General features: G+C 73.1%; 14 protein-coding genes. 7 read left to right on the top strand and 7 right to left on the bottom strand.

The window, feature by feature from the left end; translation table 11 throughout:
* Positions 1 to 574: 574 nt before the first annotated feature.
* Together ACGFMM_RS30600 and ptsP are read left to right on the top strand one after the other, a co-directional pair.
* Positions 575 to 1,024, top strand: a complete 450-nt coding sequence (locus ACGFMM_RS30600) for a PTS glucose transporter subunit IIA (RefSeq protein WP_393649720.1) — start codon at positions 575 to 577, stop codon at positions 1,022 to 1,024.
* Between the two features lie 77 nt (positions 1,025 to 1,101).
* Positions 1,102 to 2,772, top strand: coding sequence for a phosphoenolpyruvate--protein phosphotransferase (gene ptsP, locus ACGFMM_RS30595; RefSeq protein WP_393649719.1), 1,671 nt, complete (start codon positions 1,102 to 1,104; stop codon positions 2,770 to 2,772).
* A 95-nt stretch (positions 2,773 to 2,867) separates the two neighbouring features.
* Here the strand turns inward: ptsP and ACGFMM_RS30590 are convergent, their stop codons facing one another.
* Positions 2,868 to 3,827 (bottom strand): hypothetical protein, encoded by a 960-nt coding sequence (locus ACGFMM_RS30590; protein ID WP_393649718.1) that lies wholly within the window; start codon positions 3,825 to 3,827, stop codon positions 2,868 to 2,870.
* A gap of 82 nt (positions 3,828 to 3,909) precedes the next feature.
* Positions 3,910 to 5,910: an acetoacetate--CoA ligase gene (locus ACGFMM_RS30585; RefSeq protein ID WP_393649717.1), complete on the bottom strand. Its 2,001-nt coding sequence runs from the start codon at positions 5,908 to 5,910 to the stop codon at positions 3,910 to 3,912.
* 254 nt (positions 5,911 to 6,164) lie between these two features.
* On the opposite strand from ACGFMM_RS30585, the gene ACGFMM_RS30580 reads away from it, so the two are divergent.
* Positions 6,165 to 8,540 (top strand): TIM-barrel domain-containing protein, encoded by a 2,376-nt coding sequence (locus ACGFMM_RS30580; protein ID WP_393649716.1) that lies wholly within the window; start codon positions 6,165 to 6,167, stop codon positions 8,538 to 8,540.
* A 107-nt stretch (positions 8,541 to 8,647) separates the two neighbouring features.
* On the opposite strand, the gene ACGFMM_RS30575 is transcribed toward ACGFMM_RS30580, so the two are convergent.
* Complete coding sequence (locus ACGFMM_RS30575; protein WP_393649715.1) at positions 8,648 to 9,151, bottom strand: NUDIX domain-containing protein; 504 nt, start codon at positions 9,149 to 9,151, stop codon at positions 8,648 to 8,650.
* Between the two features lie 58 nt (positions 9,152 to 9,209).
* Here ACGFMM_RS30575 and ACGFMM_RS30570 point away from each other — a divergent pair, with 58 nt between their 5' ends.
* The 3 genes from ACGFMM_RS30570 to ACGFMM_RS30560 all read left to right on the top strand — a co-directional run bounded on the left by ACGFMM_RS30570 (position 9,210) and on the right by ACGFMM_RS30560 (position 11,835).
* The gene (locus ACGFMM_RS30570; protein WP_393649714.1) at positions 9,210 to 10,019 is read left to right on the top strand and encodes a M15 family metallopeptidase; all 810 of its coding nucleotides are present in this window, start codon (positions 9,210 to 9,212) and stop codon (positions 10,017 to 10,019) included.
* Positions 10,020 to 10,183: 164 nt separating this feature from the next.
* The gene (locus ACGFMM_RS30565; RefSeq protein ID WP_393649713.1) at positions 10,184 to 10,648 is read left to right on the top strand and encodes a Zn-ribbon domain-containing OB-fold protein; all 465 of its coding nucleotides are present in this window, start codon (positions 10,184 to 10,186) and stop codon (positions 10,646 to 10,648) included.
* The gene (locus ACGFMM_RS30560) at positions 10,645 to 11,835 is read left to right on the top strand and encodes a lipid-transfer protein (protein WP_393649712.1); all 1,191 of its coding nucleotides are present in this window, start codon (positions 10,645 to 10,647) and stop codon (positions 11,833 to 11,835) included. The genes ACGFMM_RS30565 and ACGFMM_RS30560 overlap by 4 nt, the downstream gene beginning before the upstream one ends.
* A gap of 138 nt (positions 11,836 to 11,973) precedes the next feature.
* Here the strand turns inward: ACGFMM_RS30560 and ACGFMM_RS30555 are convergent, their stop codons facing one another.
* Genes ACGFMM_RS30555 through ACGFMM_RS30540 form a run of 4 tightly spaced genes read right to left on the bottom strand, consistent with a single transcriptional unit; the run spans position 11,974 to position 16,214 of the window.
* Positions 11,974 to 12,579 carry an ATP/GTP-binding protein gene (locus ACGFMM_RS30555; protein ID WP_393649711.1) on the bottom strand — a complete coding sequence of 202 codons (606 nt, stop codon included), beginning with the start codon at positions 12,577 to 12,579 and terminating at the stop codon, positions 11,974 to 11,976.
* On the bottom strand, positions 12,560 to 12,982 hold the full coding sequence (locus tag ACGFMM_RS30550) for a DUF742 domain-containing protein (protein WP_393649710.1): 423 nt from the start codon (positions 12,980 to 12,982) through the stop codon (positions 12,560 to 12,562). The genes ACGFMM_RS30555 and ACGFMM_RS30550 overlap by 20 nt, the downstream gene beginning before the upstream one ends.
* The gene (locus ACGFMM_RS30545; protein ID WP_393649709.1) at positions 12,982 to 13,416 is read right to left on the bottom strand and encodes a roadblock/LC7 domain-containing protein; all 435 of its coding nucleotides are present in this window, start codon (positions 13,414 to 13,416) and stop codon (positions 12,982 to 12,984) included. The genes ACGFMM_RS30550 and ACGFMM_RS30545 overlap by 1 nt, the downstream gene beginning before the upstream one ends.
* A complete protein-coding gene (locus ACGFMM_RS30540; RefSeq protein ID WP_393649708.1) occupies positions 13,413 to 16,214 on the bottom strand; it encodes a nitrate- and nitrite sensing domain-containing protein in 2,802 nt (933 codons plus the stop codon). Before ACGFMM_RS30540 ends, ACGFMM_RS30545 begins: the two co-directional genes overlap by 4 nt.
* Before the next feature lie 438 nt (positions 16,215 to 16,652).
* Between ACGFMM_RS30540 and ACGFMM_RS30535 the strand changes: the two genes are divergently transcribed.
* A complete protein-coding gene (locus tag ACGFMM_RS30535; protein WP_393649707.1) occupies positions 16,653 to 17,060 on the top strand; it encodes a hypothetical protein in 408 nt (135 codons plus the stop codon).
* The last annotated feature ends 37 nt before the right edge of the window (positions 17,061 to 17,097 follow it).

Genomic DNA, 17,097 nt, shown 5'->3' with positions numbered 1-17,097 from the left:
AGGAACCTCGCCATCCGAAGATGGACGGGGTATCAACTAATCTGGCGTTGATTTTTGGCACGCTGTTGAGTTCTCAAGGAACGGACGCTTCCTTCGTACTCACCCTCTCGGGCTTTCCTCCGGGCTTTTCCCTTCGGTCTTTCGTGTTTCCAGCTTAGCAGATCCGTTTTCCGTTTCTGCCACCCGCTGGAGCGGGCTTGCCTTCCGGGAATTCGCTTTTCGGCGCTTTCCCTTTCGGCGAGGTCAAACACTACCAGGCTTTCTCGGTCCCGCTGACCACCCCGCTGCGGGCACGAGGGCACGCAGAGGTGTAGACCACTGGGGTTAGGATCTGGCTTGGCAGGTGCTGCCGACCCACGACTCAAAGGCGCGTTGGGGTCAGGCAGGAGTACGACAGTACATCCCACCGCCAGTGGAGGCAAATCGTTTCGGGCGTTCCGTAGGTCCATGAACCGGTACCAACCGGTACAGCTCGTGGGGAACCGGGACTTCTCATGACATACGCTTCTGCTCAGTTCGCCGTCCAGGACAGGTAGCGACGGCGCCACACCATCTCCGCCCTGGGAGGCTTCCCATGACAACCGTGACGTCGCCACTCGCTGGACGCGCCATCGGTCTCGCCGCAGTGCCCGACCCCGTCTTCTCCGGCGCGATGGTCGGTCCCGGCACCGCCATCGACCCCGTCCGTGAGCCCGCCGAGGCAGTGGCTCCCGTGGACGGGGTCGTCGTCTCTCTCCACCCGCACGCGTTCGTCGTCGTCGACCCCGAGGGCCACGGGGTGCTCACCCACCTCGGGATCGACACCGTCCAGCTGAACGGGGAGGGCTTCGAGCTCCTCGTGCACAAGGGGGACACCGTGACGCGCGGACAGGCGCTGATCCGGTGGAACCCGGCCGACGTGGAGGCCGCGGGCAAGTCCCCCATCAGCCCCGTGGTGGCCCTGGAGGCCACGGCCGACTCCCTCTCCGGCGTCGTCGAGGACGGCGACGTGAAGTCCGGCGACCAGCTCTTCGGCTGGAACTGACGCCGGGCTCGCGAAGCACGCGCGTACGACATTCATCGCGGCGGCCGGGTGCCGCCGCTCTATCGGAGACGGGTGAGATGGAGACAACGCTGCGAGGCGTCGGCGTCAGCCATGGGGTGGCGATCGGCGAGGTCCGGCACATGGGTACGGCGGTGCTCGAGCCGCCGGCCAAGCAGATCGCCGCGGACGAGGCACCGCGCGAGCAGGGGCGCGCCCGCCAGGCCGTGGACGCCGTGGCCGCCGATCTGATCGCGCGCGGCAATCTGGCCGGAGGGGAGGCGCAGCATGTGCTGGAGGCCCAGGCGATGATCGCCCAGGACCCCGAGCTCATGGCGGACGTCGACCGCCGGATCGCCGTGGGCAGCACGGCGGAGCGCGGTATCTACGACGCCTTCTCGCACTACCGCGAGCTGCTCGCGGGTGCGGGCGAGTACATGGCGGGCCGGGTGGCCGACCTGGACGACGTGCGGAACCGGATCGTTGCGCGGCTGCTGGGCGTGCCGATGCCGGGGGTGCCGGACAGCGACGAGCCGTATGTGCTGATCGCGCGGGACCTCGCTCCGGCCGACACGGCGCTGCTCGACCCGACGCTGGTGCTCGGGTTCGTGACCGAGGAGGGCGGGCCGACCAGCCACAGCGCGATCCTCGCGCGGGCGCTGGGCGTGCCGGCCGTGGTCGCGCTGCCGGGCGCGGGCGAGCTGGCCGAGGGCACGGTGATCGCGGTGGACGGCAGCACGGGCGACATCTTCGTCGAGCCGAGTGCCGAGAAGCGCGCCGAGCTGGAGCGGGCGGCGGCCGAGCGCAAGGCCGCGCTGGCCGCGTCGAGCGGTCCGGGTGCGACGTCGGACGGGCACAAGGTGCCGCTGCTCGCGAATGTCGGCGGCCCGGCGGACGTGCCGGCGGCGGTCGAGGCGGGTGCGGAGGGCGTGGGCCTGTTCCGTACCGAGTTCCTGTTCCTGGACGACAGCCGGAAGGCGCCGTCCGAGGAGAAGCAGTACGAGGCGTACCGGCAGGTCCTGGAGGCGTTTCCCGAGGGCCGGGTGGTCGTGCGGGTGCTCGACGCGGGCGCGGACAAGCCGCTGGACTTCCTGACGCCGGCGGACGAGCCGAACCCGGCGCTCGGCGTGCGGGGTCTGCGGACGCTGCTCGACCACCCGGAGGTGCTGCGGACGCAGCTGTCGGCGCTGGCAAAGGCGGCCGAGGGGCTGCCGGTGTACCTGGAGGTCATGGCGCCGATGGTGGCGGACCGCCAGGACGCGAAGGCGTTCGCGGACGCCTGCCGGGAGGCCGGGCTGCAGGCGAAGTTCGGGGCGATGGTGGAGATCCCGTCGGCCGCGCTGCGGGCGCGTTCGATCCTGCAGGAGGTCGAGTTCCTGTCTCTGGGCACGAACGACCTCGCGCAGTACACCTTCGCCGCCGACCGGCAGGTCGGTGCGGTGTCGCGGCTGCAGGACCCTTGGCAGCCGGCGCTGCTGGACCTCGTGGCGCTGTCCGCGGAGGCGGCGAAGGCCGAGGGCAAGAGCTGCGGCGTCTGCGGTGAGGCCGCGGCGGATCCGCTGCTGGCGTGTGTGCTGACGGGTCTGGGTGTCACCTCCTTGTCGATGGGTGCGGCGTCGATCCCGTATGTGCGGGCGACGCTGGCGAAGTACACGCTGGCGCAGTGCGAGCGTGCGGCGGCCGCGGCGCGTGCCGCGGACTCCGCCGACGAGGCACGGCGCGCGGCGCAGGCGGTGCTGTCCGGCGAGTGAGCCGTAGGGCCGCCGTCGGCGTACGACGGTCCGGTGTCGAGGGGCTTCCCGCCTGATGGCGGGGAGCCCCTCGTTCGTCTGCGCGTTCAGTGCGTTCAGTGGTGGTCGGGCCAGGGGGTGTCGGGGGTGATGTCGAAGCCCGCGCGGTAGTCGACGTGGGGTTCGGGGGCGAGGGGTTCGCCGGTGTCGGCGTCGGTGCAGTAGGCGTTGAAGACCTCGGCCTCGGTGAGCGGGATCAGGTTGCCGCGGTCGAGTCGCCAGCCGTGCAGGCGGTCGGGGGCGCCGGGGCGGGAGGTGCGCAGGACGAGTCCGCCGGGGCCGTCGAGGGCGATGCCGGCGGCGAGCACCATGAGGAACTCGGCGCAGGGGCCGGTGGGTTCGAGCGGCGGCGGCTGTGCGGGGCCCGTCGCCACGTGGAGGACGGCGAGGAGCGTCTCGTCGTGGGCGGGGACGCTGCAGACGAGGTGGTGCACTCCGGGGCCTGCGGCGTCGAGGAGCCGGCGCAGCAGGAGGACGGCCCGGGTGTGGGAGGCGCGTCCGATGTCCTGGCCGCATTCGGCGCAGGCTCCGGCGTCGGCGAGGAGCAGGGTGGCGTACTGGTGGGTGGCGTACCGGACCGCAGTGTCGACGAGCGTCGGGAGCAATTCGCTCAGCGGTTGGCCGGTGTACGCCACGTGGGCGCCGGTGGCGGTGAGCTCGGCGGTGTAGCGGCTGCGGGAGGCCGGAAGGTCGGGGTCGGCGCCGGTGTCGGCGCAGTAGTCCGCGTAGTCCGCGGGGTCGAAGAGGGCGACGGTGGTGTGGCCGCCCTGGGAGGCGAGGGCCTTGAGCAGGCGCTCCACCTCGTGGAGGTAGGTGACGTGGTCGTCGAAGGGGAAGCTCGGGTAGCGGCCGGCCATGGTCACGAAGTCCTCGGCGTCGACGAGGACGCCGAGGGTGCGGGTGACTTCGCGGCGCAGGGCGCGGCGGAGAGGCGGGCGGTGCGAGGGCGGCCGGCGGGTCCCGGCCGCCGCCCTGCTTTTGTTGTTCCGGTTGGTCTTGTTGGTCTTGTTGTTCATGGCTCCCCCTTGCGACGTACCGATCAGTGCTCACTCACAGTAATCGTGAGCACTGACAGTGACCATCGGGGAGCGGGTGTGCTCAGCTCTCTTCGCGCTTGAGCTGCGTGTAGAAGGTGAGCAGGGACGGGTTGTCGACGGAGCCCGGGTTGACGGCCTTCTCCAGCGGGGTGCCCTGCAGGAGGCGCTTGACCGGGACCTCCAGACGCTTGCCCGTCAGGGTGTGCGGGACCGCCTCGACCTGGATGATGTCGTCGGGGACGTGGCGCGGGGAGAGTTCGGTGCGCAGGGTCTGCTTGATGCGGGCGATCAGCGGCTCGTCCAGCGTCGCGCCGTCCGCGAGGTGGACGAAGAGCGGCATCCAGTAGCCGCCGTCCGGCTCCTCCAGGCCGATGACCAGGGACTCGCGGATCTCCGGGAGGCGTTCGACCGCCTCGTAGATGTCGGCGCTGCCCATCCGGACGCCCTGGCGGTTCAGGGTGGAGTCGGAGCGGCCGTGGATGACGACCGAGCCGTGGTCGGTGATCGTGATCCAGTCGCCGTGCCGCCAGACGCCCGGGTACATGTCGAAGTAGCTGTCCCGGTAGCGGCTGCCGTCGGGGTCGTTCCAGAAGTGGATCGGCATGGACGGCATCGGGTTGGTGACGACCAGCTCGCCGACCTCGCCGGTCAGCGGCTTGCCGGCCGGGTCCCAGGACTGCAGGTCGGTGCCCAGGCAGGCGGCCTGGAGTTCGCCGATGTGGACGGGGAGCGTGGGCACCGCGCCGGCGAAGCAGGAGCAGACGTCGGTACCGCCGCTGACGGAGGCGATCCACAGGTCCTCGCGGACCTCGTCGTGCAGCCAGCGGAAGCCGTCCGGCGGCAGCGGGGAGCCGGTGGTCGCCACGCACTTCACGCGCGACAGGTCGAGGTCGCGGCCGGGGTGCACGTCGGCCTTGGCGCAGGCCATCACGTACGCGGCGGAGGTGCCGTACAGCGTCGCGCCGGTGCGTTCGGCGATCCGCCACTGCGCGGCGATGTCGGGGTGGCCGGGGCTGCCGTCGTAGAGGACGACCGTCGTGCCGGTGAGGAGGCCGGAGACGAGGAAGTTCCACATCATCCAGCCGGTGGAGGTGTACCAGAAGAACACGTCCTCCGGTCCCAGATCGCAGTGCAGGCCCAGCTGCTTGTAGTGCTCGAGCAGGATGCCGCCCTGGGACTGGACGATCGCCTTGGGCAGGCCGGTCGTGCCGGAGGAGTACAGGATCCAGAGCGGGTGGTCGAACGGGACCTGCTCGAACTCCGGCTCCGTGTCGGCCGCCACCAGGTCCGCCCACTCCAGCGCGCCCTCCGGCGCCTCCGTGCCGAGGAGCGGGATGTGGACGACCGCGCGCAGGGTGGGCAGCTCGGCGCGGAGTTCGGCGACGGTGTCGCGGCGGTCGTGCTCCTTGCCGCCGTAGCGGTAGCCGTCCACGGTGAACAGGACGACCGGTTCGACCTGCTGGAACCGGTCGAGGACGCTGCGGGCGCCGAAGTCCGGGGCGCAGGAGGTCCACACCGCGCCGACGGCGGCGGTGGCGAGCAGGGCGACGGCGGCCTGCGGGATGTTCGGCACGTAGGCGCTGACGCGGTCGCCGGGGCGGACGCCGAGGGCGCGGAGCTCGGCGGCGAGCGAACCGACCTGGCGGCGGAGCTCGGCCCAGGTCACGGGCACGGGCTCATGTGTCTCGTCCACATGGAGGAGTGCCGTGTCGTGGGGGCGTTCGCCGGCGGTGCGCAGGGCGTGCTCGGCGTAGTTGAGCGTGGCGCCGGGGAACCACTGGGCGCCCGGCATCGACCGGTCGCCGAGGACGCGCTCGTACGGGGTGGCGAAGCGGACGTCGAACCACTCGGTCACGGCCTGCCAGAACGTCTCCAGCTCGGCGACGGACCACGCGTGCAGCGCCGGGTAGCCGCCGTCGGCGGGGGCCCCGAAGCGTTCGGCGGCCCAGGCCTGGAAGCGGGTGACCGCGGCCGAGTCGATGCGGTCCCGGTCCGGCTGCCACAGCGGCTCGGCCGGCGAGGACGGCGAGGACGGCAAGGGTGTGGAAGGCGTCGAAGGCATCGAAGGCGTCTCGGGCGTCGGAGACTGCGATGACGTCATGGGTAGGGCTCCCTGGCTGCTACGCGCGGTGTGCGTGGTCCGCGCACGGGCTGGGGTGTGCGCGTGACACGGCTGACAGGGACGATGCCATGTGATCGTCTCTCGCACCAGGGCTCGCCACCCATGGTCCAGCGTCTGAATGTGTGCTCTCACCACGGGTGAACGGCAGTTGAACGGACCTCTTCCCCGCCCTGCCGGATGGCAGGGTGAACATCATGAACGGTGGACGTGGACTGGGGCAGTCCGTGGTGCGGTCGGTGCGCTCGGTACGGGTGTTGGGCGCGGTACGGGGGTTGCAAGGGTTGCGTGCGGCGCTGCGGCAGCGCCGCACGGACGCGTGGGGGCTGCCGGCCCGGGGCGCGGAGCGGGCCCGGGTGCCGGGGCCGGTCGGGGAGGCGGAGCCGCTGCCGGGCGGGGGGATCGTGCGGTTCGCCCGGTCCGAGCTGCGGATCAGCGTGTCGGTGGGCGGCACCGTCTTCTGGGGCTGGGACGGGGCCGAGCCGCTGCCCTCGTACGCGCTGGCCGGCGAGCCGCCCGAGCCGGACGCACGGGCCCGCCTCGAACCGGACACGGACGGCGGCTGGCGGGTGGTGTCGGAGCGCGTGACCGTGGCGGTGTCCCGGCACGGGGCGGTGGAGATCCGTACTCCGGGGGGCGTTTTACTGCGCCGGGATCTGCCGCCGCGCTGGTGGCAGCCGGTGGCGGGCGGTCCGGCGCGCTGGGTGCAGCGGAGCGAGGTGCCGGCGGACGCGCGGTTCTTCGGTCTGGGCGGGCGGGCGTCGGGGCCTCGGCTGCGGAACGGCACGTACGCGCTGTGGAACACGGACCCCAAGGGGGGCTTCTCCACCGGGGACGATCCGCTGTACCTCACGATGCCGGTGCAGTTCGTGGTCTCCGACGCGGGCACGCATCTGGCGTTCCACGACAACACGTGGGAGGGGCGGGTGACCCTCGCCGAGGGCGAGGAGGGGGCCGGTTCCGGTCACGACCGGCCGGGCACGAGCGAGGTCCGGATGGCGGGCGGGCCGCTGCGCTGCTGGGTGGTCGTGGGCACGCCCGCGCGTGTCCTGCACGGCTGGGCGGCGCTGACCGGCGCGCCCGCGCTGCCGCCGGCCTGGGCGCTCGGACCGCAGCACGCACGGTGGGGCTTCGGCAGTGCGCGGGAGGTGCGGCGGGTCGTGGCCGGGTACCGGGAGCGGGGGCTGCCGCTGTCGGCGGTGCACCTGGACATCGACCACTACGACGAGCATCGGGTGTTCACCGTGGACCGGGAGCGGTTCCCGGATCTGCCGGGGCTCGCGGCGGAGCTGCGGGAGCAGGGCGTGCGGCTGGTGTCGATCGTGGACCCGGCGGTGAAGGCGGAGCCGGGGAATCCGGTGTACGACTCCGGGGTCGGGGCGGGGGCTTTCGTCCGGGATCCGCGGGGGCAGGAGGTCCGCGGGGTGGTGTGGCCGGGCGAGTGCGCGTACCCGGACTTCACGGATCCCGGGGCGCGGGAATGGTGGGGCGGGCTGTACGAGGAGCGGCTCGGGCAGGGGTTCTCCGGTTTCTGGCACGACATGAACGAGCCGGTCTCCTTCGCACCGTTCGGTGACATGACCCTGCCGCGCTCGGCACGGCATGCGCTGGAGGGGCGGGGCGGGGACCACCGCGAGGCGCACAACGTGTACGGGCTGGCCATGGCCCGCGCCGGCTACGAGGGCCTGCGCCGGCTCCGGCCCGACGAGCGGCCGTTCCTCTTCACCCGCTCGGGGTGGGCGGGGATGCAGCGGTACGGGGGGACCTGGTCCGGCGACGTGTCGACGGGGTGGCCGGGGCTGCGGGCCTCGCTGTCGCTGGTGCTGGGCCTCGGGCTGTGCGGGGTGCCGTACTCGGGGCCGGACGTGGGCGGGTTCGACGGGTCGCCGTCGCCGGAGCTGTACCTGCGCTGGTTCCAGCTGGGCGCGTGGCTGCCGCTGTTCCGTACGCATGCGGCGATCGACGCGGGGCGGCGGGAGCCGTGGGAGTTCGGACCGGAGGTCCTGGAGCACGCGCGGGCCGCGCTGGTGGAGCGGGAGCGGCTGCGGCCGTACTTCGTGACCCTGGCGCAGCTCGCCCGGCTGACCGGAGCGCCGTACGTCCGGCCGGTGTGGTGGGGCGTGCCGGAGGACCGGGCGCTGCGGGACTGCGAGGACGCGTTCCTGCTGGGCGACGCGCTGCTGGTGGCGCCGGTGCTGACGCGCGGCGCGGACCGGCGGGCGGTCCGGCTGCCGCGGGGGCGCTGGTACGACACGGCGACGGAGCGGGTGTACGAGGGGCCGGGTCAGGTCCTGCTGGACGCGCCGCAGTCCCGGATCCCGGTCCTGGCGCGGGCGGGCGCGGTGCTGCCGGTCCGGGGCGAGGACGGCGCGCTGGAGCTGGAGGCGTGGGCCCCGGCGGCCGGCCGCACGGGCGGAGGGCTCGTCGTACGGGACCGGGGGGACGGGTGGGAGCCGGCGGAGGTCGAGCGCTACTCCACCCGTTTGGTGGAGGGCCGGGTGGTGGTGGAGCGGGTGACCGATGTGGGGGTGGAGGTGGTTCGGGACCTTCGGGTGCGGGTTCGGGGCGGCTGAGGCCGGAGCCTGCTGCCTGCTGTCGGCGGTCCCCAGAAAGGTCCGTCGTGGTGCCGCGGGGGACGTTCCCCGGTCCCGTCCGGCTCCTCCGCGCTCGCTCGGAGGGGTCACCCGTACTCCCCCGCGAACCAGCGGGCCGCCGCCGTTGTGTGGAGGGGGAAGCCGAGGTCCGTGGGCTCAGTGAGGAGGTGCCAGCCTGTGGTCTCGTTCGTGGGGGTTGAGGGTGGGAGTGTCGTGGCCTCGCGGGGCGGGAGGAGGCCGAAGAGGAGGAGGTGGTCGGTGGGGGAGCTCAGGGCGTCGGCCAGGCGGACGTCGGCGGCGGGGGCCTCGATGCCGGTCTCCTCGCGCAGTTCGCGGACGATCGCCTCGCGCCAGTCCTCCCCGTGGTCGATGAAGCCGCCCGGCAGGGCGACGCGGCCGCGGGCGGGTTCGATGGTGCGGGTGATGACGACGAGGCCGGTGCCGCCGGCGTGGGTCGCGGGGAGCAGGGCGACGGCGACCGGGAGCGGGTTGCGGTAGGCCGTCCCGCCGCAGGTGTTGCAGGTGCGGGGCCAGGCCGCGTCGGCGGGGTACGCCGTACCGCAGTACGAGCAGTGGGAGTTCGGGGTCACGGGTCGAACGTAGCCGATGGTCTTTTGCCGTGCGGGGGTGAGCTGATAGACGGTGCACATGACAGGACTTGCTTCCGCTTTCCGTGCCCTCGGCGTGTTCGCCGCCGCCGGTCTGCTCGCCGTCACCGCCGCCGCGCCCGCGGCGCAGGCGGAGTCCGAGCCCAAGGCGCCGCAGGAGTTCGTGGCGTTGGGCTCGGTCGACCGGACGATCATCCAGGAGATGCGCTACACCACCCCGCACAACTTCGTCGGCGAGCCCGTCGACGGGTACCGGCAGCCACTCTGCATCCTGACCCGCCCCGCGGCCGAGGCGCTGCGCCGTGCGCAGGCGGTGCTGCGGGCGCAGGGCTACTCGCTGAAGGTGTACGACTGTTACCGGCCGCAGCGGGCCGTCGATCACTTCGTGCGCTGGGCGAAGGATCTGGCCGACGAGCGGATGAAGCCCGAGTTCTATCCGCATGTCGACAAGTCGAGGCTGTTCGCGGACGGGTACATCGCCGAGAAGTCGGGGCACAGCCGCGGCTCGACCGTCGACCTGACCGTCGTACGGCTGCCGGCGGCGCCCACCCGCCCGTATGTGCCCGGCGAGCCGCTCGCGCCCTGCTACGCCCCGCAGGACGAGCGGTTTCCGGACAACTCCCTCGACATGGGCACCGGGTACGACTGCTTCGACACGCTCTCGCACACCGACGACCCGCGGATCCAGGGCGCGCAGCGGGCCAACCGCCAGTTGCTGAAGTCCACGCTGGCCGCGCAGGGCTTCGTCAACCTGCCCGAGGAGTGGTGGCACTTCACGTTCAAGCCGGAGCCGTTCCCGGGCACGTTCTTCGACTTCCCCGTGACGCGGCGGTCCGTGGCCGGGCACTGAGGGCGGACGTGAGCGACGGCCGTCCGGGACCACCCCCGTGGGTCCCGGACGGCCGTCGCCGTTGTACGACAGATACGACGCCGATGTCGTCTCCGCGGTTCTCAGGTTTCCGGATTCGTGGCAAACTCCTGACGCTTCGTCAGATCGCGAGGAACGGGGGCGTCATGGCACCGACACGCAGACCGGTGGTGGCCGGCTGGTTCACCGGGGACGGCGAGGCGGAGTTCCGGCTCCTCGGCACCCGCTGCACGGCCTGCGCCTCGGTCTTCTTCCCCCGCGAGGACGACGCCTGCCGCAACCCCGGCTGCCCGGGCGACGGCGCGCTCGTCGAGGCACCGCTGTCCCGGCGCGGCCGCGTGTGGTCCTGCACCGACGGGCGCTACCGGCCGCCCGCGCCGTACGTCTCCGACCCGGACGCGCCGTGGGAGCCGTACACGCTGGTCGCCGTCGAACTGGCCGCCGAGGCCATGGTCGTGCTCGGCCAGGCCGCGCCGGGCGTGAGAGTGGCCGATCTGCCCATCGGGTCCGAGGTGGAGGTCGTGCCCGGGGTGCTGAACGAGGACGACGTGCACGTCTGGACCACCTGGCACTGGCGGCCCGTCGCCGCCGAAGGGGAGGACGCACGATGACCGCCGACGTCGCCGTGCTCGGCGCGGGCATGCACCCGTGGGGCAAGTGGGGCCGCAGCTTCGTCTCGTACGGGCGGGCCGCCGCCCGCGAGGCGCTCGCCGACGCGGGCCTGGAGTGGCGGGACGTGGGCGCGATCGTCGGCGCCGACACCGTGCGCGGCGGGTATCCGGGGTACGTCGCGGGCGCCACGTTCGCCCAGGCCCTCGGCTGGCAGGGAGCACGGGTCACCAGCGTGTACGCGGCCTGCGCGTCGGGCGCGCAGGCGATCGGCACGGCGCGGGCGCAGATCCTCGCCGGGCTCGCGGACGTGGTCCTCGTAGTGGGCGCCGACGCCGCGCCCAAGGGCTTCTTCGCCCCGGCGGGCGGGGACCGGCCGGACGACCCGGACTGGCTGCGGTTCCGGATCCTGGGCGCGACGAACCCCGCGTACTTCGCGCTCTACGCCCGCCGCCGGATGGCCCTGCACGGCGACACCGCCGAGGACTTCGCGCTGGTCAAGGTGAAGAACGCGGCCGCCGGCGCGCTCAACCCCCGGGCCCGCTACCGCAAGCCGGTGACCGCCGAGGAGGTGGCGGCCTCCGCGGTCGTCGCCGACCCGCTGCGACTGCTCGACATCTGCGCGACCTCGGACGGCGGCGCGGCGCTGGTCCTGTCCAGCATGGAGTTCGCCCGGCGGCACGGCCGGCCCGACCCGGTCCGCATCCGGGCGGTGTCCACGGTCACGCCGACGTACCCGAAGACCGTCCTCGACCTGCCCGACATCGCCACGGACTCGGCCGTCGCCGTCTCCCCCGCCGCGCACTCCTTCCGCGCGTCGATCGCGCGGGCCGCGTACGAGGAGGCGGGCATCGGGCCCGGGGACCTGTCGCTGGCCGAGGTGTACGACCTGTCCACGGCGCTGGAGCTGGAGTGGTACGAGGACCTCGGGCTGTGCGCGCCCGGGGAGGGGGCGAAGCTCGTGCGGGAGGGGGCGACGGCGCTCGGCGGGCGGATTCCGGTCAACACCAGCGGCGGGCTCGCCTCGTTCGGCGAGGCGGTGCCGGCGCAGGCGATCGCCCAGGTCTGCGAGTTGACCTGGCAGCTGCGGGGCACGGCGGGCGACCGGCAGGTGGCGGGGGCGCGGGTGGGGATGACCGCGAACCAGGGGCTGTTCGGGCACGGGTCGGCGGTGGTGGCGGTGCGGTGAGGGGCCGTGCGGTGAGGGGCCGTGCAGCGAGGCCGGCCGGGCCCGGCTCGGCGCTCCCGACCGCTCCCGCGCACACGGCCGTACCCCTGTCGGTGGGGGTGCGGCCGTGCTCCGCGTACGGCTCCGGCCGCGGCGTCCTCAGGTCCCGACCGGCTCCCGCTCCCGGTCCGCGAGGACGAGGGCGTGCTGGACGACGGTCACCAGCACGTCCTTGACGGACTCCCGGTCGCGGGCGTCGCACATCACGAGCTCCACCTCCGGGTCGAGGTCCAGCGCCCCGCGCACCGCGTCCGCAGGGTGACGCGCCGCGCCCTCGAAGCAGTTGACGGCCACCGTGAAGGGGATGCCGCGCCGCTCGAAGTAGTCGATCGCCGCGAAGCTCTCCTCGAGGCGGCGGGTGTCCGCGAGGACGACCGCGCCGAGCGCGCCCTGCGCGAGCTCGTCCCACAGGAACCAGAAGCGGTCCTGGCCGGGCGTGCCGAACAGGTACAGGACGAGGTCGTCCCGCAGCGTGATCCGGCCGAAGTCCATGGCGACGGTGGTCGTGGACTTGGTCTCCACGCCCTCCAGGTCGTCGACGGGCCGGCCGGCCTCGCTGAGGGTCTCCTCGGTGCGCAGCGGCTTGATCTCGCTGACCGCCCCCACGAGCGTGGTCTTGCCGACGCCGAAGCCGCCGGCGACCAGGATCTTCAGGGTCACCGGCTCGACCGGGGCCGGCTTGCGGCTAGAGCGCCCGAAGGCCATTGATCACCTCGCGAAGGATGCTCACGTCCGGCAGTTCGGCCGGCGGAACGGGGCGGGTCACGTGGACGAGTTGCTCGTCGACGAGGTCGCCGACCAGGACCCGGACCACCCCGACGGGGAGGTCGAGTCCGGCGGCGAGCTCGGCGATGGACTGCGGGAGTTCGCTGCAGCGCTCGACGATCTCGACGTGCTCCGGCGCGAGCGTCTGGTCGCGCCCGGGGTCGTCGGCGGCGGGCTCGGGGACCACCACCGCGATCAGGTCGAGCCGGTGCCGGGTGGCCGCCGTGGTCCGGCCGCGGGTCATCGCGTACGGCCGGACCACGGGTCCGGCGTCGTCGTCGTACCAGTGGTGCGGGTCCTGCGGCGTCCGCCCCCGGCGGCCTGCGTCTCTCATGCCATCCATCACCCTCCGGCGTGCAGCCCGGACCGGGGCGCCGTGGCGAGGTGGGCGCCGACCCGCTTCACCATCAGCGTCATCTCGTAGGCGACCTGGCCGACGTCGGAGTCGGCGTCCGCGAGCACGGCGAGGCAGCTGCCGTCGCCTGCGGCGGTGACGAAGAGGAAGGCGTCGTCGAGTTCGACGACGGTCTGGCGGACCTGGCCGGCCTCGAAGTGCCGGCCGACGCCCTTGGCGAGGCTGTGGAAGCCGGAGGCGACGGCGGCGAGGTGCTCGCCGTCCTCGCGGGTCAGGTCCTTCGAGGCGCCGGTGGCGAGGCCGTCGCCGGAGAGCACCAGGGCCTTCCGGATCGACCCGACGCGCTGGACCAGCTCGTCGAGGAGCCAGTTGAGCTCCCCGTTTCCGTGGGCGTTGGGCACTGCGGCGTTCGGTGCGGTCATTGACCGTCCCCCTCGGGTGTGGTTCCTGGTGCTGTCTCGCCCGGGGCTGGCCGGCCCGGGGCCGTCTCGCTCTGGGTGTTCTGCCGCCGTCCGCGCTGCCAGCCACGCTGCATCGAGGACATGCGGCGGCGCACTTCCTCGGCGTCGCGCTCGACGTCCGCCTCGGCCGGGCCGGCCGTACGGGCCTCCGCGCCCGCGCCCGCGCCTGCGCCGGCGCCGGCGCCGGCCGAGGCGTCCCGCAGCTGCGGGGCGAGGCTGGCCTGGCGGACGCGGCGGGGCAGTCCGCCGAACGGCGCGGGGCCCTCCGGCGGTACGGGGACGAGCGTGGGCGCGGCCGGGACCGCGGGTCCGGGGGCCGGCGCCGGGTCGGGCTTGCGGCCCGGCAGCAGCGTGGGCAGCGTCGGGCGGTCGCGGCCGGTGGCGCCGTTCGGCCCGGGGCCGGTGTCGCCGTCGCGCTCCCGGCCGTCCGGCCGGTCCGCGTCGCGGCCGGGGGCCGGGTGGGCGCGGCCCGGTTCGTCGACGCGCCGGCCGTTGTCGCTGACCAGCGTGGGCGGGCGGCGGCGGGGCAGCGGTACGGGGCTGTCGTCCCGGCCCTGGTCCCGGCCGGCGGCGCCCTGGTCGTACGCCTGCTGGTGCTGCTCGTCGGAGCCGCGGCGGCGCAGCTCGCGGGCCCGGAAGATGCCGCCGCGCTCGCTCTCGGTGTCCTCCAGGTCGCCGGCGGACTCCAGGAGGGCGTCGATCTCGGAGAGCGGGGCCTCCAGTTCGACGGGGCCGTCGAGGACCCCGGGCGCGCCGCGGCGGGCGGGCGCGGTGCCGTGGGAGGGCACCTTGGTCAGGGCCGGGCGCGCCGGGGCCTCCGCGGGGCTCTTGCGGTCGAGGCGGAAGCCGGAGCCCTCGGTCTCGGGAGCGTCGGTGAGCAGCGCGGCCGGGATGAACACGACCGCGGTGGTGCCGCCGTACGGGGAGGTCTGCAGCGAGACCCGCACGTTCTGGCGCTGGGCGAGGCGGCTGACCACGAACAGGCCGAGACGGTCGGTGTCGGAGAGCTCGAACTCGGGGGTCTCGGCGAGCCGGAGGTTGGCGTCGAGCAGTGCGTCGGGGTTCATGCCGAGGCCCCGGTCGTGGATCTCCAGCGTGAAGCCGTTTGCGACGCGCTCGCCGAGGACCTGCACGGCGGTGTGCGGGGGCGAGAACACGGTGGCGTTCTCGAGGAGTTCGGCGATGAGGTGGGTGAGGTCGGCGACGGCGGGGCCGCCGACGCCGATCCGGGGCAGCCGGCGCACCTCGATCCGCTCGTAGTCCTCGACCTCGGCGACGGCGGCGCGGACGACGTCCATGAGCTGGACGGGCTTGCGCCACTGCCGGGACGGGGCGGCGCCGGAGAGGATGACCAGGCCCTCGGCGTGCCGGCGCATGCGGGTGGTGAGGTGGTCGAGCCGGAACAGGTCGGCGAGCTCCTCGGAGTCCTCGGTGCGCCGCTCCATGGTGTCGAGCAGGGTGAGCTGGCGGTGCAGCAGGACCTGGTTGCGGCGGGCGAGGTTGACGAAGACCTCGGCGACGCCGCGGCGCATCTCGGACTGCTTGACGGCGGCCTCGACGGCGGCGCGCTGGAGGGTGTTGAGCGCGTGGCCGACCTGGCCCACCTCGTCCTTGTCGTACTCCAGGCGCGGCACTTCGGTCTCGACGTCGACCTGTTCGCCGGCGGCGAGGCGGCGCATCACGCTGGGCAGCCGGACGCCGGAGACCTCGTGCGCCTCCTTGCGGAGCGTGCGCAGGTCGCGGACGAGTGCGCGGCCGATGCGGACGGAGACGACGAGCGAGACGAGCAGGGCGAGGAAGCCGATGACGCCGGCCACGCCCGCTTCGAGCAGGACGTCGCGGACGGCGGGGCGTACCCGGTCCTGGTAGCGGTCGCCGGCCTCGGTGTTCTCCCGCGCGAGGTCGTCGAGGACCCGGGTGCTCAGCTCCTCCCAGGCGGCGGCGTCGATGCCGCGCGGGTTCTTGGTGGGGCCGGCGGCGATGAGCGCGTCCTCGGCGTTGCGGAGCTGCCCGGTGGCGGGGCTGCTCCAGTACTCCTCGAAGCGGCGGCGCTCGTCGGCGGGCAGGACCTCGAGGTTGGCCTCGTAGAAGAACTTGCGGTGCGCGACGAGGTCGGAGATCGCGCGGATCTCGGCGGTGCTGACCCGGCGGGCGACGAGGGCGGAGACGACGAGGGCGTCCTCGCGGGCGAGCATCTCGCGGGCCCGTGCCACGCCGACGAGGGCGCGGCCCTCCTTGTCCAGTTCGACGCTCTCCAGGCCGTGCAGGGTCATCAGGAAGGTGTAGCAGGGGTCGACGAAGCGGTCGAAGAAGGTGAGCGCCTGGATCCGGTCGATGCTGCGCCGCTCGACGGACCGGCGCAGCGAGTCGATCCCGTCGAGTGCGTCGAGGAGCAGGTCGAGGCGCTGTGCGGAGCCGGGCTGCAGCTCGTCTCGGACCTCGGGGTCCTCGGCGTTGGCTCGGAGTTCGGCGATCGTGCCGTCGGTGGCCGCGCGCTGGCGGCGCAGGGCGCCGAGGGAGTCGGAGGCGCGCGGATCGGCCAGATACAGCAGGGACTGCCGGCGTTCCTGCTGGATCACCCGGACGATGTCCTCGACGGGGTAGCCGACCTTCTTGACTACGTAGCCGACACCTAGCAGGTGGTCGGCCTCACTGGTGGTCAGCAGCGTGGCGAAGCCCCAGAGTCCGGTGAGGGAGAGAAGGGGTACGAGCAGCAACGCCACGATCTTCCGGCGGATGGACTTCCCGCGAAAGCGCATGGCCTCCCCCAGCTCGCCCCTCGCGCCGCGGGGGGTGCTCACCTCGTCGTCACGACGCCCGGCGTCAACACGCGGCGTCAACCTTCGGTTTGAACAAACGGCGGCGCGAGCCTACTACTGCATCACAGCCAACTCGTAGGTGCTTCCGGGCGATTTTCAGCCTACCGAGTGACCGTTGATCATGAGATGTCCTGGTATTCAGGGAGTTGGCATTGGCCACTGTGACGCAGGCCACCTGGTGTGCCGTCATTTCCCGTGCCCTGACAGATGGCTGGAACTGTGCGTTCCGGTAGAGCCGTCCGGGGATTTCGAGGAAACCTTTCCCTCCTTTCACTCGTCTTCCGTGCAGGGAGGCTTGTGTCCGTGCGAAACGGAGTGGACCGACGCAGAACGGGCAGCCACCCAGAAGTCGTTCGGTGGTGGGGAGTGACAAGCACGATGGAGCACGAGGCGGAAGCGCCGCGGCAGCTGTGGGTGGACGACGAGAAGGGCGTGCAGCGGATGCCCGATCCGGTGCGCAGGGCCGCGGTGCGCGCGGTCATGCTCACCGCCGTCACGCTGATACAGGCGATGGTCGCGTTCCTTCTGACGATGACGGAGTCCTGGCTGGCGTTCCCGCTGGTGCTCACCTCGGTCGCCAGCACGGTCGCCGCGACGTGGACGGTGCTGGACGTGTGGGTGACCCGGCAGGTCTGGAACCAGCGCCACGGGGTGGTGTCCATGCCCAGCAGCACGGCACGTCAGCTTCGGCGCGAGCGGCGCCGGGCGCGGCGGGCGGCGAAGCGGCGGGGCGGTGAGCCTTCGGCGGCGGACGGCGTCGGAGCGCCGATGGCGGAAGCCGCGTAACACCGCGCGAGACGGTACGGGGACGGCCCCGGCGCCC

This window comes from Streptomyces sp. NPDC048604 (assembly GCF_043199435.1).
In the GTDB taxonomy this organism is placed as follows: Bacteria; Actinomycetota; Actinomycetes; order Streptomycetales; family Streptomycetaceae; genus Streptomyces.
Note: the sequence above shows the minus strand (reverse complement) of the source record. Positions and strands in the feature narration are given on the sequence as shown.

Coding starts and splice junctions, on each gene's coding strand:
- ACGFMM_RS30600 (WP_393649720.1), top strand. CDS start 575: ATGACAACCGTGACGTCGCCACTCGCTGGACGCGCCATCGGTCTCGCC.
- ptsP (WP_393649719.1), top strand. CDS start 1,102: ATGGAGACAACGCTGCGAGGCGTCGGCGTCAGCCATGGGGTGGCGATC.
- ACGFMM_RS30590 (WP_393649718.1), bottom strand. CDS start 3,827: ATGAACAACAAGACCAACAAGACCAACCGGAACAACAAAAGCAGGGCG.
- ACGFMM_RS30585 (WP_393649717.1), bottom strand. CDS start 5,910: ATGCCTTCGACGCCTTCCACACCCTTGCCGTCCTCGCCGTCCTCGCCG.
- ACGFMM_RS30580 (WP_393649716.1), top strand. CDS start 6,165: ATGAACGGTGGACGTGGACTGGGGCAGTCCGTGGTGCGGTCGGTGCGC.
- ACGFMM_RS30570 (WP_393649714.1), top strand. CDS start 9,210: ATGACAGGACTTGCTTCCGCTTTCCGTGCCCTCGGCGTGTTCGCCGCC.
- ACGFMM_RS30565 (WP_393649713.1), top strand. CDS start 10,184: ATGGCACCGACACGCAGACCGGTGGTGGCCGGCTGGTTCACCGGGGAC.
- ACGFMM_RS30560 (WP_393649712.1), top strand. CDS start 10,645: ATGACCGCCGACGTCGCCGTGCTCGGCGCGGGCATGCACCCGTGGGGC.
- ACGFMM_RS30555 (WP_393649711.1), bottom strand. CDS start 12,579: ATGGCCTTCGGGCGCTCTAGCCGCAAGCCGGCCCCGGTCGAGCCGGTG.
- ACGFMM_RS30550 (WP_393649710.1), bottom strand. CDS start 12,982: ATGGATGGCATGAGAGACGCAGGCCGCCGGGGGCGGACGCCGCAGGAC.
- ACGFMM_RS30545 (WP_393649709.1), bottom strand. CDS start 13,416: ATGACCGCACCGAACGCCGCAGTGCCCAACGCCCACGGAAACGGGGAG.
- ACGFMM_RS30540 (WP_393649708.1), bottom strand. CDS start 16,214: ATGCGCTTTCGCGGGAAGTCCATCCGCCGGAAGATCGTGGCGTTGCTG.
- ACGFMM_RS30535 (WP_393649707.1), top strand. CDS start 16,653: ATGGAGCACGAGGCGGAAGCGCCGCGGCAGCTGTGGGTGGACGACGAG.